The organism is Nostoc sp. LPT, assembly GCF_017115165.1.
Lineage (GTDB): Bacteria > Cyanobacteriota > Cyanobacteriia > Cyanobacteriales > Nostocaceae > Nostoc.
In genome coordinates this window covers 1-12,298 of record NZ_JABXKF010000149.1, presented here as the reverse complement: position 1 = coordinate 12,298, position 12,298 = coordinate 1, and the positions used below count along the sequence as shown (strand labels likewise).

Genomic DNA, 12,298 nt, shown 5'->3' with positions numbered 1-12,298 from the left:
ATCTTAATTAAAAATATTAGCTAGATAAGGTATAATTAAAACGCCTTTATTTAGGCAAAATCCAAATAAAAAAAATGAATCAGTATTCCGTAACGAGCAGCAGTCTGGTGAAAGAAAAAGCCAGCGAGTTGGGCTTTCACAAAGTTGGAATTGCTGCTGTAGATCGGGTAAATCCCACAGAAGCGCAGAGGTTGCAAGCATGGATTGAACTAGGTTATCACGCTGATATGAAATGGATGGCTAATCCAAAGCGTCAGGATATCCGCTTAGTAATGCCAGAGGTGCGATCGCTAGTGTGTGTAGCGCTGAATTACTACACACCACATCAACGTCCTGAAAGTGAGGAATACGCTAAAATTTCCCGTTATGGTTGGGGAAGAGATTATCACAAGGTGATGCATAGAAAACTTAAGCAGCTATCTATATGGCTAAAATCACTTGATGCAAGCGTATTAGCTCTTTATTATGCAGATACTGGTCCGGTGCAAGATAAAGTGTTAGCACAACTTGCCGGAATTGGTTGGATTGCCAAGAATGGTAATGTGATTACACGGGAATATGGCTCTTGGGTATTTTTGGGAGAAGTGTTGACCAATTTAGAATTAGAGAGCGATCGCCCACACACAGAACACTGCGGTAGCTGTACTCGTTGTCTTCAGGCTTGTCCTACAGGTGCAATTACTCAGCCTTTTGTTGTCGATGCTAATCGTTGCATTGCTTATCATACAATTGAAAATCGTGACAAGGAATTGCCAGAGACAATCGCACCTCATTTGCAAGGCTGGGTTGCTGGTTGCGATATTTGCCAAGATGTTTGTCCTTGGAATCAACGTTTTGCGCAAACAACTGATATTGCAGAGTTTCAGCCTTATCCTGGGAATATTGCTCCCCACCTGCTAGAATTAGCCCAAATCTCAGATCGGGAGTGGGATAAACGTTTTCCAGCATCTGCCTTGCGGCGGATTAAGCCAGAAATGTTACGACGCAACGCCCTAGCTAATCTTGACGCATCCAGGCACAAGAATGACCCAGAAAGTAATTATTTTTGATTTTGATGGCACTATTGCTGATACAGTAGATGCCCTTGTAAGTATTGCTAATCGTTTAGCTGGAGACTTTGGTTATAGACAAATAAGCCCAGAACAATTAGCCTTCCTCAAGAACTTAACATCTAGGGAAATCATTAAGTACTCAGGAGTTTCTTTATTTAAGATACCTTTTCTAGTTAAAAAAGTTAAAGGGGAATTAAAAAACAAAATCCCAGAATTAAAGCCAATTCCGGGAATTAAGGAAGCATTAACAGAACTCCAAAATCAAGGATATAAACTGGGTATTATCACTTCTAATTCTAAAGAAAATGTTACACAATTTCTTACAATCAATGATTTAAATCACCTATTTGATTTTATCTACTCAGGAATTACAATTTTTGGCAAAACAACTATTATAAATAATGTCTTGAGGCAAAAGCAACTCAAACCTCAAGAAGTTATTTATGTTGGAGATGAAACCAGAGATATAGAAGCATCAAAAAAAGCAAATATCCAAGTGATTGCAGTCACTTGGGGCTTTAACTCACCGGAAGTACTAGCCAAGCAAAATCCAGATTATTTAATTCAGCAACCTAGCGAACTACTAGAAGTAATGAATAGTCATTAATTAATAGTCAAAAGTCGATAGTGATAATTTTAACAATTGACAATCGATAAAAACAGTAGAGTGGGCAATGTCTACCAATAGCGATAACTTCAATTTTCATATTTGTGACATTGCCCATCTGACAAAATAGCAAAAAATCAGGAAAACTTAATTTTGCCGTTCACCCTTTTCTAAAGCTTGTTTTACTAAATCATCACTGACATTAGTTGCACCCCCAGTCTCAGAATTTCCAACTTCTTTTGCTGACTCTAGAAAATCATCAGGATTACCAGTTGACTGAGTTTGAGTTTTCGTCTCTTGTGGCTGAGAGGTTTTCTGATTAGGTGCAGTAGCTGCTTCAGCTGCTATTGCACCTTTACCTGTGCGATCAACTTCACTAACGCTGAATTTTTGTGCAGTTGCATAATCAGCATCAAAATCCACCGTTGGCGCTTCTTCTTCACCACTAGCTATGTTATCGGCAGCTAATTGTGCATCCTGGGTGGAAGCTTCATTTAAATTGGGCTTCACTTCTTCATCAGGCATAATTAAAACCTTAGGTAAATTTTTTATTGCTAGAGCAATCATAGCGAAGTAGTGTACTGCTTTATTGCTTCCTGGGGGAGACTTTTACCTCTATTAAAAGGTAGATTAAAGCTAGAATTTCCAATTATTTTAACTATTTCTATGGGTAGTAGAATCTGACGATCAAACTCTGGTACCTCTTAGTTTGGCATATTAAATTATTTTGGAGACAAATTATAATGACTGCAAGTTACGATAAAAGTATTTCTCAAGCTCAGAGCAATGAAACTCAAAATTTGGTGGATGCGTTTAACGCCTTAGATACCGATGCCAAATTAGCCTGGTTCTATTTTGTTTATGAAAAAATGGGTGATTCGATCACACCAGCTGTTCCCGCTGCGGCCGAACCAGAGTTAGCACCACTTCTGCTAGGAGATTATTTTAAATTATCCGATGATCAGCAACTAGAAATTATGCGGGATATTGTTAACCGCAAAGACACAGAATATTCTCGTGCTTATGGGGCGATAAAAGAAAACAACCAGCTGCTAGTTTGGTATGCTTGGGCGGTAGCTATGGGAGATACGGTGGTTGGAATACCAGCTAGCTACCAGCCAAGTAAGGCAGTTAACGATCTGCTTTCCCAAATTGAAGGACTAGATTTTGAAGAGCAAATGTCAGTGTTTCGGACAATAGCTGGTGAAGTGGGTTATACAGATGTTAAGCCGATCGCAACGCAAGCAGAAACTGGGAAAACGTCAAGTTTGTAATCAGCTTTGGCGATTAGAAGTCGCTACTACACAAACTAAAGTCCGCCTGCGCGGACTTTAACAACCTACGAGACAGCTAACTGACTCAAGTCGCCTGGGGTGAGGTTGGAGTGTACTACTTGACCATCACGGAACCAAACGATGCGCTGGGTTTGACGAGCAACTTCTGGTTCGTGTGTCACCATTACAACTGTGATTCCACTGGCATTGAGTTCGCCAAAAATATCTAAGACTTCTTGGGTTGTACGCGAATCAAGTGCGCCTGTGGGTTCATCGGCGAGGAGTACTACCGGACGATTGACGATCGCACGGGCGATCGCCACTCTTTGTTGTTGTCCACCAGATAGTTGAGTTGGTTTGTTGTTGAGGCGATTTGCTAAACCTACTCGCGTCAGTGCAACTGTGGCACGATCGCTTCTTTCTTTTGGATTGACACTAGCATAAACCATTGGTAGCATCACATTTTCTAATGCTGTGAGTTGGGGTAATAAATGAAATTGTTGGAAGACAAAACCCAGCTTTTTATTACGGATGTGTGCCAAGGATTTATCATCCATTTGCGCCACATCAATATTATCTAAGTAATAATGTCCGCCTGTGGGTCGGTCTAGACAGCCAATAATATTCATCGCTGTGGATTTACCTGAACCAGACGGCCCCATAATTGAACAATATTCACCCTCGTGGATAGTCAAATTCACATCGTTAAGTGCTTTGACTTCAGTTTCGTCACTGCCATATACTTTAAAGATATTTTCCAAACGAATAATTGTTGATTTCGGGACGGGATTAGGAACTAGAGAATCGGTAATTGAAATAGTGTTTGCCATAAGGATTTAGTTATTAGTTGGTAGAGACGCAATTATAGCGATCGCTCAATTAAACTAATTCATTATAAAACAAGTAGCTTATAGCACTTAAAACTACGTATAGTAAATTAGCGTAGGCGTAGCGTAGGCATCGCTCTTTGGGAAAAACTTTTTGGTTTACTGAGTTACACTTAATTTACTTGACCAGTTGAGACTTCGTATTCTAGACCTAATTGGAGACTATAAGGCACAATCAAAGTACTTTGGTTGACCATCACATGGTACTCACCACTAATTACTCTACGTTTCCATATAACTTTGTATGTAACAAAATCACCTGGCTTTACACTAAATGTTAGCTTAAAACGCCTAGTTACTGATTCTCCAGTAGACAACTCATGCTTTTGAGAAGAGGTACGCGAAATTTCAGCCTTTATAACCTCAAAAAGCTCCAAGCCACCCATTCCTTTTATTTCTTGGGTGGCTTCTAAAGTTACTTCGTTATTTACGGTTTTTGAAAACTCGTGTTCAACTGATAATATTTCAGAACCAAACTTGTTATCTAGAGGAAATTTTTCAATGGAAATTATTTCGATATGTTCCTTCAATTGAGTGTTTTGAATCAATTGAAATTGCTTTTTAAGATTTGTTGACAATGCGGACATATCGGTATTTACCGTTCCCAACAAAGTATCGAGTGTTTTGAATAATTTCTCAAGATTTTCTTTGTTCTTTCCATAATCTACAAGTTGGTACTATGAGCAAGTACTTTGTGCATTTATCATGCCATTATGATTAATCTGCAACTCAATATTTTCACCAAATGACTTCCAACTCATGCCTGCTTTTGCCTTAATGGAACCACTTGTCTGATTTGATTCTTGAAGAATAAAGCCACAATTTTTAATAATCTCTTGGCATTTTCTAAACAGAAGATTATATTCTAGAACATATTGTCGAGACATTCGATAATTAGCTGTCATTTACACCTCCAAACTCGCCACAAGTTTTGAATGCTTTTGCAATATATTTTTCATCATTGATATCTAGTCGATGACAAGTTGCTTGACCTGTAGGACTTTTGCCAATGATCTTTAGTCCATCGCCTGTCCAGATGAAGTGATCTACCCACCGTTGCTGACGAGGATTGAATAAGGCGACTTCTTGCTGAGTTTGAGCATCAACGCCAGTTATGAAGTTGTAACGACGCTCATTACAGCGACGACAAGCTAGAGCTAAGTTGTCATCTGCATCTGAACCACCTAATGATTGTGGAACAAGATGATGGATTGTGAAGCGATCTGAACTGGAGCGTTCTAGAGAGTGGCAATATTCACACAGATATTTAGCTCTTTCGCGCACAAACTGCCGAGTACCATCTTTAACACCCACGACTGGCAATCAATTTAGCGTTAACAAAACTTAGGATGCGCTCTAGTTCAGCAATTCCAGCATATTCTGCTTCTTCTTCAGGAGTCAGCAATCCAGATTTTCGTTTTTCAAGCAATTCTTCGAGACGAGTATGTAACTCATCTGTAAACTTAGCAAGGTTAACATTATCAACTTTCTCAATGGTGATGCCAGAGCAGAGCCATGATGAGGGTTCAATCATCAATACTGGGGTAATGACTTGAGGAGTCATAGTGCTTTAGCCTAAGTCTGTGGTGCTATAGTCATTGTAGTGTGCCCTGTGAATTGGCTGCCAAAATACTAAGGAATCATTGCTACCTTTATTACTTTACGCGCCTTCATCTCAGAAAGCACCTGTTCTATATCTTTTAATGGTCGCTGTTCGCTAATAAGTAACTCAAAGGGAATTTTGCGACTAGCTATGAGTGCAAGCGCCGATCGCACATAGTCTGGTGTATTATGAAACACGCCTTTGATAGTAAGTTCACTATAGTGCAGTTGTTCAGTACTGACGGTAATGCTGGTATCCCGTGGACATCCACCGAATAAGTTGACTGTTGCACCAGGACGAGCGCAAGCGATCGCCGTTTCCCAAACACTTGGGACACCAGTGGCTTCAATCACTATATCTGCACCCCATCCTTGGGTAAGTTCTTTCACTACACTGGGAATCTCTGGAATTTGATGATAATTAAAGGTCTGGGTTGCACCCAATTTCTGACCAATTTCTAGTCTATGGTTATTACCTCCCCACAGCAAAACCTCAGCTTTCTCGCTCAAGGCTGCCACAAACATCAGCCCGATCGCCCCATCTCCCAAGACGACTACTTTATCTTTGGGCTTAATATTAGAACGGGCTACACCATGCAAGACACAAGCTAAAGGTTCCGTCATCGCTGCTAATTCCCACGGCAACTCATCAGGAATCTGCAACATATTATGCTCTACGATCGGTGCGGGAATTTTTAGGTATTGGGCAAAAGTCCCATTATTCCAGGTCAAATTTGGGCATAGGGAATATTCTTGACGTTGACAAAAAAAGCATTTCATGCATGGTGCAGAATTATTAGCGACGATGCGATCGCCTACTTGCCAATTTGTCACCCCTGCACCCACAGCAACAATTCGCCCAGCAGCTTCGTGACCAAACAGCGTTGGTGGTATCAGCATCCTGGCATGACCACCACGCCGCCACACTTTCAAATCTGTACCACAAGTTGTTGCTGCCCCTACTTTGATCGCGACTTCCCCAGCCGCCGGAGTGGGGTCAGGAACTTGCTCTAGGCGTAAATCTTCTTGGCCATAAAGTAACGCTGCTAACAAAACTTTAAACCTATCAATTAGCTCAATCCAATTTTACCAGTTGGGGCTTATTGATAGGTCTAAACTAAATCAGTATTGATTTTTAGTAGGTTTTATATGTTGAAAAACTAGCTATTCACTGCTGGCTGGGGAAGCACACCGGTGTTCCGGGTTTCCACATTCGGCAGGCGAGTTGCAGTTAATAGCGGTACTTCTTGTCGGCACGACAGGCAAAACCAATATAGTTCACCATGACGAGCATGACGCAGGAGGGAACCACCGCAGCATGGGCAGGTGTTGGCTCTCGTACTCATACCAATATTCTCCTTAAAAAAATTGTTGTTTTAAGCTGATTAAAAAAAGCAGTTGATTAAAACTGAATGTTAGCTGCATGAATGCGGCCATTCGATTCTATGCGGTCTTTAATAATTTGTCTGTAAACAGCTTCATATTCGTTAACCATGTGGCTAACACTAAAGTTGTTTTCTACGTGTTTTCGACAGGTTTGACGATTGAGTTCCAAAGCTAGTGGAATCATTGCCGCCATTTCTGCATGGCTATTGCAGATAAAACCTGTCTTCCCGTGGGCAATAACTTCAGGTACGGAGCCGAAATTCATGGCAATCACTGGCGTACCAGTTGCCATTGATTCAATCATTACTAACCCAAAAGGTTCTTGCCAGTTAATGGGGAAAAGAGTTATGGCAGCATTACCCAGAAGTTCAGTTTTTTCAGTGTGGTTAATTTCACCGAGATATTCGATTTGCTGGCCATCTATGTGGGGAGCAATCTCTTGTTCAAAAAACTCAGAGTTTACTGCATCAACCTTTCCTGCCATCTTCAAGCGCCAACCACTCTGTTTAGCAATAGCGATCGCATGTTGCGGGCCTTTATCTGGCGAAAAACGACCTAAAAATGCTAAATATGGAGGTTCTAACGGTTGGGCTACAAATGGGTAATCTGCTAACTCAATTCCGTTATAAACCGTGCCAACATAATTAAGATCGATTTGACGCTGCGAGTTACTAATACTGATGTATGGTTGCTTTTGGTAGTAGCTAAATGCGTGACGGTTGTCAGTTGTAAAATTATTGTGCAGGGTGTGGACTGTAGAAGTTGCTGTTATCAAACTCGCTAAAGGTAATGCCGAAATCCCTACATGAGAATGGATAATATCGAATTGGTCAGCACGCTGGTAAACTTGGCTTAGTTCTAACATTTCATACACTGCATACTCTTTCACATTTGGGTCTAAGCGCAATGCACGTGGATAAACTGCTTCTAAATGAGCCAAAGTTTGAGAATCGCCAGAGGCAAATAAAGTTACCTCATGACCGCGACGAACAAGTTCATCAGTCAAGCGACTCACTACCAGTTCGATTCCTCCATAATTAGGAGGTGGAACCCTTTCCCATAAGGGGGCAACTTGAGCGATTTTCATAAGTTTTTCTGGTTCAGTCTATGAAATTGTCCTCAATATAATGAGCGACATCATTCATTTTATGAGTAAAGAGCATTTGTACTTACTCTTTTGACATTTAAATTAACCTAACAGGCTAACAAAAGCGCAATAACGATTGACCGTTCCGTAAATTTTCTACCGACAAATCTAATGGACTATCGGCAAAAGTCAACTCTGATCTACACTTCTAACCGTATAGCTAACCTATTACTTGTTGCATCTGTCTTGGGAATCATAATAAGGTAGAATATTTTGTAGCAAAACTTACAAAATGGAATATTTTGTAGCTGCAAATACTAAAATATTGAATGGGATCAAGTCATTAAAGCTTCATTTAAAGGTAATTAGCAAAGGGAACAGAAATTATAAATATTAAGTAATTGTACAATAATTACATAATTTGTAATTAGTAATTTAGAAAAAATCTGATAATTAACTAATGAAAATCGCTACTTGGAACGTCAACTCAATTCGCACTCGCCTTGAACAGGTTATCGATTGGTTAACCCTGAATCCCGTTGATGTTCTCTGCTTGCAAGAAACCAAAGTTGTGGATGCTGAATTTCCGCGATCGCCTTTTGAGCAGTTAGGCTATAACCTTTATATATCAGGACAAAAATCTTATAACGGTGTAGCCCTGATTAGCCGCCAGCCATTCCTAAATGTCAGTAGCGGGCTTAGGGCGATTTTGCCAGATTTACATCACGAATGGGACGAGCAAAAGCGCGTAATTACAGGTGTAATTGATGGTGTTCGGATTGTAAACTTATATGTTCCTAATGGCGCAGCGGTAGGAACTGAGAAATACGAATACAAACTGCGTTGGTTGACAGCTCTACACGAGTATTTGCGATTGCTCGTGCTGTCACAACCCGCAATTTGTGTGTGCGGCGACTTCAATATCGCCTTGGAAGATAAGGATATTCACGAGCAAGTGAGTACAGAAAATCACATTATGGCAACAGATACAGAGCGCCAAGCCTTACGGGATATTCTGAAACTGGGATTTGCCGATGCTTTTCGCAAATTCACCACAGAAGGTGGAAATTATAGCTGGTGGGATTATCGCTCTGCCGCCTTTCGTCGTAACTTAGGTTGGCGAATTGACCATCACTATCTCACACCCATCCTGTATGAGCGTGCGACAAGTTGCATCATTGATGTTGCCCCCAGAAAGTTAACTCAACCTAGCGACCATGTGCCGGTAATTGTGGAATTTTGAATGGGGTATGGGGATTGGCGATTGGGCATTATTATTCTCCCTAGTACACCGATTCAGTAATAAAACGCAAGACTGGACAACCAGATTTTCAGGTCATTTCAAGCACAATTTCCTTCTTGCGCCTAAAAGAAACCCGAATTTTTCGTCATCACTCTGAATACTGAATCGGTCTTCTAGTCCCCAATCCCCAATCCCCATCAATTTAACGGCTTGTATATATCCTCAGAACTGGGATTGAGATAAGGACGTTGTAAATCTATTAGGTGCCGTGCAAAGTGTTGGTCAATCGTCCTCATCCGTTCTTCCATCGCATTCTTACCTTTTTGCCAAGCTTTTAACAAAATCTTAGGGAATCACTGGTTAGTAAGACTTTTAACCCTTATTTTCTAAAAGGATTAAAGAAAAGCTACAGGAAAATTATAGTAATTGTATTAATTCTATTACAGCATTGTCAGTTAATCGCCTGGATAAAGATGCATACTCTGAGGCTGTCAAGTGGTTAAATATTTTATTGATATATCAGCAAAACAATTCTAATAAGGAATTTATAGACATTAAATATCTCTTCTAACAGTGCTAGAGTCTTTAATTACCGCATTAAGCAACCGAATCGTTATGAGCGCAATGGGCTTAAAAATTTATGCTCGGAGAAGGTTTCATCTCCCTAACCCACAGCAATGAAACTTCATCTTTGGATAGCTACGACGCTACGACTGAGCCTGATGGCACTCCCGAAGAAGTCGTGATAGTCAATTTAACAACCCGACATCCCAATAGTAATATAAGTGTCATCCTAAATACTACAGATCAGCACTTCATCAAGTCTGACACGTAGGATTTTAAAAAGTTGTTTCATCATCCTCAAAATCCATATAGTACTTAATCAAGTTAATAAAAATCTTCTTAAACTTTTTGTCTGTACAAAATAGAGACCTGAAAGAGATTTATGATTACCTTGCATATTAATATGATTATTTAAGTATAAATTTTATCCCCTCTTATTGATGTTCTCAACACTAAAAACTAATAAAGGTTTATAAAAAAAATCTTACTTAATATTCAAATCTATAATAAAAACCAATCAATCTTTGTATTGACTATAATATACTATATAGAGTATACTAAGAGGTTTTTTGAAGGAAAGCTTATTGTTTATGGTAAAAATGTAATGGGTATATATTTCAAGGCGGCAAAGTACACTATTATTGCTGCATAGTATTTGTGCTTCAAGTATTTTTGATAAGAGTGGGATAATTTATGGATTTAAGAATTCCTGAGCAGTATAAGTCTGGGATTGAATTTATTTTCAACACTGATGATGATACTATTGATGCAATTATATCAGTTTTACGGGATTTTCCTCCGACGGTCGAAAACATTGTATATAAAATTTCTGAAAAAATAGTTCAAACACAAAAACTTAATAGGCGTACTGCTCTAAATATTGTTGTTACTCTAGTATCTTTAAGGCAATTATACAAAGAACAAAACTTGTCTAATGAAGCTATTGTAGCTTTACTCAGTAAGTCTATAGAAGAAGACGCTGAATTTGCTGAATTTTTCAAACCAGAGCAAATAGAACCTTTTAAACGGAAGTTATCCAGCCTACTAAAAGCTTTAGAAAGTATTGCTTTTCCTTTAGATATTTTGGATAAAGCTTCTGATTTACTGATTGAACATGAGCGGATATTTTCAGATTCAAGAATTGTTACTGATATCCGACCTGTATTTGACTCAGAAACTGAGAGAAAAGTAGAAGCTGTTATCTTAATTCATACGCTTAAAATTCAGTATAGAGATGCAGAGGGAACTAAAGAATTTTATGTAGTTCTTGACTCAGATGATTTAGAAAATTTACATGAGCAAATAATTATTGCAATAGACAATAGACAAGCTCTTGGATCTGTTTTAAAAAAAGCAGAAATAGAGTATATAAATCCTGTAATAGAATAAAATATAGAAAATGACGATGAATAAAAAAATTGATTCAACTGTATAAATATCAGAAATTTCCAATCGACAATTAGGGTAGAAATATGTTGACATCAGAAAAAGCGAAAAATAAAATAAACTTTTGGACTCAAAAAGTAAATAATAAAAAATTAAGCAAATATTCACATTATCCTAAATTTCGCCGCATTTGTGTCTCTGCTGTGCCAATTCAAGAAAATTATAGTAGTTTCAATTTATTTAAAGATAATAACTACGATATTTATTTGAGTAATCAAATTAAAGCTGAAACAAGCAAAGCATCGTTATGGAGAACTAAAAACTGGAAGCAAGAGGCTTTTCTTTGGAGAGAAGAAACAGTGTTGTATGTTTCTTCTGAACAATCCTTACTGCAAAAAAGTAAATTTCGGAAAGCGAAGCAAACAACAAGCCGTCCGTCAAGTTATCTATTAAGGCAAGCAGAACTAAAAGACACTTTTATTAAGCTTGCTAATCAATGGCGTAGCGAAACCAAGCATCTGTCATTAATGAGTGATATGATTTTACACACTGCATATCAACAAATAATAGGCATGGGGACAGATGCAGTGCCTTTAATTCTTGAAGAACTAAGCAGAGAGCCGGAACACTGGTTTTGGGCATTAAGATCCATCACTGGAGCTAATCCCATTAAGCCAGAAGATAGAGGGAGGCTCAAAAAAATGGCAGAGGCTTGGTTGGATTGGGGTAGACAGCATGGATACAAATGCTGAACTTGAAGCTGATTGGCCTAACTTAGTCAAGACTACATACGAAATCACAAGCAAATTCACACCTGAATATAATTGCATTGCTTGGGCAATTAATAATGAAGATGACCGTTGGTGGTCTCCTGCACCTGGAGAGGATTATTACTGGCCTGATGGTGCACCTAAAGAGGAAACACTACAAGCATTTACTATTGCATTCCAAATTTGCGGTTAGGAGATATGCATTAATGCGGAAATTGAAGTTGGATTTGAAAAGATTGCTATATATGTAAAAGAAGACGGTAAGCCACAGCACATAGCTAAACAGCTAGATGATGGTATGTGGACTAGCAAACTTGGACGCTATGAAGATATAAAGCACGAACTGGACGGATTGGTTGGTGAACTGTACGGAAATGTCCAACAGCTGAAGGGGTGACAAGGAGGCGGAAGCATGAGAAATAGTGGAGTGTAGCGATTTT

At 39.1% G+C, this 12,298-nt stretch carries 17 protein-coding genes and 1 pseudogene; 8 read left to right on the top strand and 10 right to left on the bottom strand.

The window, feature by feature from the left end:
- Nucleotides 1-74: 74 nt before the first annotated feature.
- Nucleotides 75-1,049, top strand: a complete 975-nt coding sequence (queG, locus tag HWQ58_RS28905) for a tRNA epoxyqueuosine(34) reductase QueG (RefSeq protein WP_292870788.1) — start codon at nucleotides 75-77, stop codon at nucleotides 1,047-1,049.
- Nucleotides 1,024-1,659 carry an HAD-IA family hydrolase gene (locus HWQ58_RS28900; protein ID WP_292870785.1) on the top strand — a complete coding sequence of 212 codons (636 nt, stop codon included), beginning with the start codon at nucleotides 1,024-1,026 and terminating at the stop codon, nucleotides 1,657-1,659. Before queG ends, HWQ58_RS28900 begins: the two co-directional genes overlap by 26 nt.
- Nucleotides 1,660-1,806: 147 nt before the next feature.
- Here HWQ58_RS28900 and HWQ58_RS28895 read toward each other — a convergent pair whose 3' ends face one another.
- The gene (locus tag HWQ58_RS28895; protein WP_292870782.1) at nucleotides 1,807-2,184 is read right to left on the bottom strand and encodes a hypothetical protein; all 378 of its coding nucleotides are present in this window, start codon (nucleotides 2,182-2,184) and stop codon (nucleotides 1,807-1,809) included.
- A 218-nt stretch (nucleotides 2,185-2,402) separates the two neighbouring features.
- Here HWQ58_RS28895 and HWQ58_RS28890 point away from each other — a divergent pair, with 218 nt between their 5' ends.
- Nucleotides 2,403-2,933 carry an orange carotenoid protein N-terminal domain-containing protein gene (locus HWQ58_RS28890; RefSeq protein WP_292870780.1) on the top strand — a complete coding sequence of 177 codons (531 nt, stop codon included), beginning with the start codon at nucleotides 2,403-2,405 and terminating at the stop codon, nucleotides 2,931-2,933.
- Between the two features lie 65 nt (nucleotides 2,934-2,998).
- Here HWQ58_RS28890 and HWQ58_RS28885 read toward each other — a convergent pair whose 3' ends face one another.
- The 8 genes from HWQ58_RS28885 to HWQ58_RS28850 all read right to left on the bottom strand — a co-directional run bounded on the left by HWQ58_RS28885 (nucleotide 2,999) and on the right by HWQ58_RS28850 (nucleotide 7,895).
- On the bottom strand, nucleotides 2,999-3,763 hold the full coding sequence (locus HWQ58_RS28885) for an ABC transporter ATP-binding protein (protein ID WP_292870777.1): 765 nt from the start codon (nucleotides 3,761-3,763) through the stop codon (nucleotides 2,999-3,001).
- A 170-nt stretch (nucleotides 3,764-3,933) separates the two neighbouring features.
- On the bottom strand, nucleotides 3,934-4,431 hold the full coding sequence (locus HWQ58_RS28880) for a hypothetical protein (RefSeq protein WP_292870774.1): 498 nt from the start codon (nucleotides 4,429-4,431) through the stop codon (nucleotides 3,934-3,936).
- A 66-nt stretch (nucleotides 4,432-4,497) separates the two neighbouring features.
- Nucleotides 4,498-4,725 (bottom strand): hypothetical protein, encoded by a 228-nt coding sequence (locus tag HWQ58_RS28875; RefSeq protein WP_292870771.1) that lies wholly within the window; start codon nucleotides 4,723-4,725, stop codon nucleotides 4,498-4,500.
- Nucleotides 4,715-5,134: an HNH endonuclease gene (locus tag HWQ58_RS28870; protein WP_292870768.1), complete on the bottom strand. Its 420-nt coding sequence runs from the start codon at nucleotides 5,132-5,134 to the stop codon at nucleotides 4,715-4,717. Before HWQ58_RS28870 ends, HWQ58_RS28875 begins: the two co-directional genes overlap by 11 nt.
- Nucleotides 5,124-5,384, bottom strand: coding sequence for a hypothetical protein (locus HWQ58_RS28865; RefSeq protein ID WP_292870765.1), 261 nt, complete (start codon nucleotides 5,382-5,384; stop codon nucleotides 5,124-5,126). The genes HWQ58_RS28870 and HWQ58_RS28865 overlap by 11 nt, the downstream gene beginning before the upstream one ends.
- A gap of 68 nt (nucleotides 5,385-5,452) precedes the next feature.
- Entirely contained in the window at nucleotides 5,453-6,475 is a 1,023-nt protein-coding gene (locus HWQ58_RS28860; protein ID WP_292870762.1) for an alcohol dehydrogenase catalytic domain-containing protein, read from the bottom strand.
- Between the two features lie 107 nt (nucleotides 6,476-6,582).
- Complete coding sequence (locus tag HWQ58_RS28855) at nucleotides 6,583-6,768, bottom strand: hypothetical protein (protein ID WP_194043989.1); 186 nt, start codon at nucleotides 6,766-6,768, stop codon at nucleotides 6,583-6,585.
- A 56-nt stretch (nucleotides 6,769-6,824) separates the two neighbouring features.
- Complete coding sequence (locus HWQ58_RS28850) at nucleotides 6,825-7,895, bottom strand: glycosyltransferase family 4 protein (protein WP_292870757.1); 1,071 nt, start codon at nucleotides 7,893-7,895, stop codon at nucleotides 6,825-6,827.
- Nucleotides 7,896-8,355: 460 nt separating this feature from the next.
- Between HWQ58_RS28850 and xth the strand changes: the two genes are divergently transcribed.
- The gene (gene xth, locus HWQ58_RS28845) at nucleotides 8,356-9,138 is read left to right on the top strand and encodes an exodeoxyribonuclease III (RefSeq protein ID WP_292870754.1); all 783 of its coding nucleotides are present in this window, start codon (nucleotides 8,356-8,358) and stop codon (nucleotides 9,136-9,138) included.
- A gap of 197 nt (nucleotides 9,139-9,335) precedes the next feature.
- Here xth and HWQ58_RS28840 read toward each other — a convergent pair.
- Nucleotides 9,336-9,479 (bottom strand): annotated as a pseudogene (locus HWQ58_RS28840) (hypothetical protein); the annotation flags it as partial.
- A gap of 299 nt (nucleotides 9,480-9,778) precedes the next feature.
- Here HWQ58_RS28840 and HWQ58_RS28835 point away from each other — a divergent pair.
- From HWQ58_RS28835 to HWQ58_RS28820, 4 genes are all read left to right on the top strand, one after another.
- Nucleotides 9,779-9,973: a hypothetical protein gene (locus HWQ58_RS28835; protein ID WP_292870751.1), complete on the top strand. Its 195-nt coding sequence runs from the start codon at nucleotides 9,779-9,781 to the stop codon at nucleotides 9,971-9,973.
- Between the two features lie 422 nt (nucleotides 9,974-10,395).
- Nucleotides 10,396-11,091, top strand: coding sequence for a hypothetical protein (locus HWQ58_RS28830; RefSeq protein ID WP_292870748.1), 696 nt, complete (start codon nucleotides 10,396-10,398; stop codon nucleotides 11,089-11,091).
- Nucleotides 11,092-11,174: 83 nt separating this feature from the next.
- Nucleotides 11,175-11,840, top strand: a complete 666-nt coding sequence (locus tag HWQ58_RS28825; protein WP_292870746.1) for a hypothetical protein — start codon at nucleotides 11,175-11,177, stop codon at nucleotides 11,838-11,840.
- A complete protein-coding gene (locus HWQ58_RS28820) occupies nucleotides 11,824-12,051 on the top strand; it encodes a hypothetical protein (protein WP_292870744.1) in 228 nt (75 codons plus the stop codon). Before HWQ58_RS28825 ends, HWQ58_RS28820 begins: the two co-directional genes overlap by 17 nt.
- Nucleotides 12,052-12,298 lie beyond the last annotated feature (247 nt).

What these genes read in the sequence shown, in the direction of transcription:
- queG (WP_292870788.1), top strand. Translation starts at nt 75, where the DNA reads ATGAATCAGTATTCCGTAACGAGCAGCAGTCTGGTGAAAGAAAAAGCC.
- HWQ58_RS28900 (WP_292870785.1), top strand. Translation starts at nt 1,024, where the DNA reads ATGACCCAGAAAGTAATTATTTTTGATTTTGATGGCACTATTGCTGAT.
- HWQ58_RS28895 (WP_292870782.1), bottom strand. Translation starts at nt 2,184, where the DNA reads ATGCCTGATGAAGAAGTGAAGCCCAATTTAAATGAAGCTTCCACCCAG.
- HWQ58_RS28890 (WP_292870780.1), top strand. Translation starts at nt 2,403, where the DNA reads ATGACTGCAAGTTACGATAAAAGTATTTCTCAAGCTCAGAGCAATGAA.
- HWQ58_RS28885 (WP_292870777.1), bottom strand. Translation starts at nt 3,763, where the DNA reads ATGGCAAACACTATTTCAATTACCGATTCTCTAGTTCCTAATCCCGTC.
- HWQ58_RS28875 (WP_292870771.1), bottom strand. Translation starts at nt 4,725, where the DNA reads ATGACAGCTAATTATCGAATGTCTCGACAATATGTTCTAGAATATAAT.
- HWQ58_RS28865 (WP_292870765.1), bottom strand. Translation starts at nt 5,384, where the DNA reads ATGACTCCTCAAGTCATTACCCCAGTATTGATGATTGAACCCTCATCA.
- HWQ58_RS28855 (WP_194043989.1), bottom strand. Translation starts at nt 6,768, where the DNA reads ATGAGTACGAGAGCCAACACCTGCCCATGCTGCGGTGGTTCCCTCCTG.
- HWQ58_RS28850 (WP_292870757.1), bottom strand. Translation starts at nt 7,895, where the DNA reads ATGAAAATCGCTCAAGTTGCCCCCTTATGGGAAAGGGTTCCACCTCCT.
- xth (WP_292870754.1), top strand. Translation starts at nt 8,356, where the DNA reads ATGAAAATCGCTACTTGGAACGTCAACTCAATTCGCACTCGCCTTGAA.
- HWQ58_RS28835 (WP_292870751.1), top strand. Translation starts at nt 9,779, where the DNA reads ATGCTCGGAGAAGGTTTCATCTCCCTAACCCACAGCAATGAAACTTCA.
- HWQ58_RS28830 (WP_292870748.1), top strand. Translation starts at nt 10,396, where the DNA reads ATGGATTTAAGAATTCCTGAGCAGTATAAGTCTGGGATTGAATTTATT.
- HWQ58_RS28825 (WP_292870746.1), top strand. Translation starts at nt 11,175, where the DNA reads ATGTTGACATCAGAAAAAGCGAAAAATAAAATAAACTTTTGGACTCAA.
- HWQ58_RS28820 (WP_292870744.1), top strand. Translation starts at nt 11,824, where the DNA reads ATGGATACAAATGCTGAACTTGAAGCTGATTGGCCTAACTTAGTCAAG.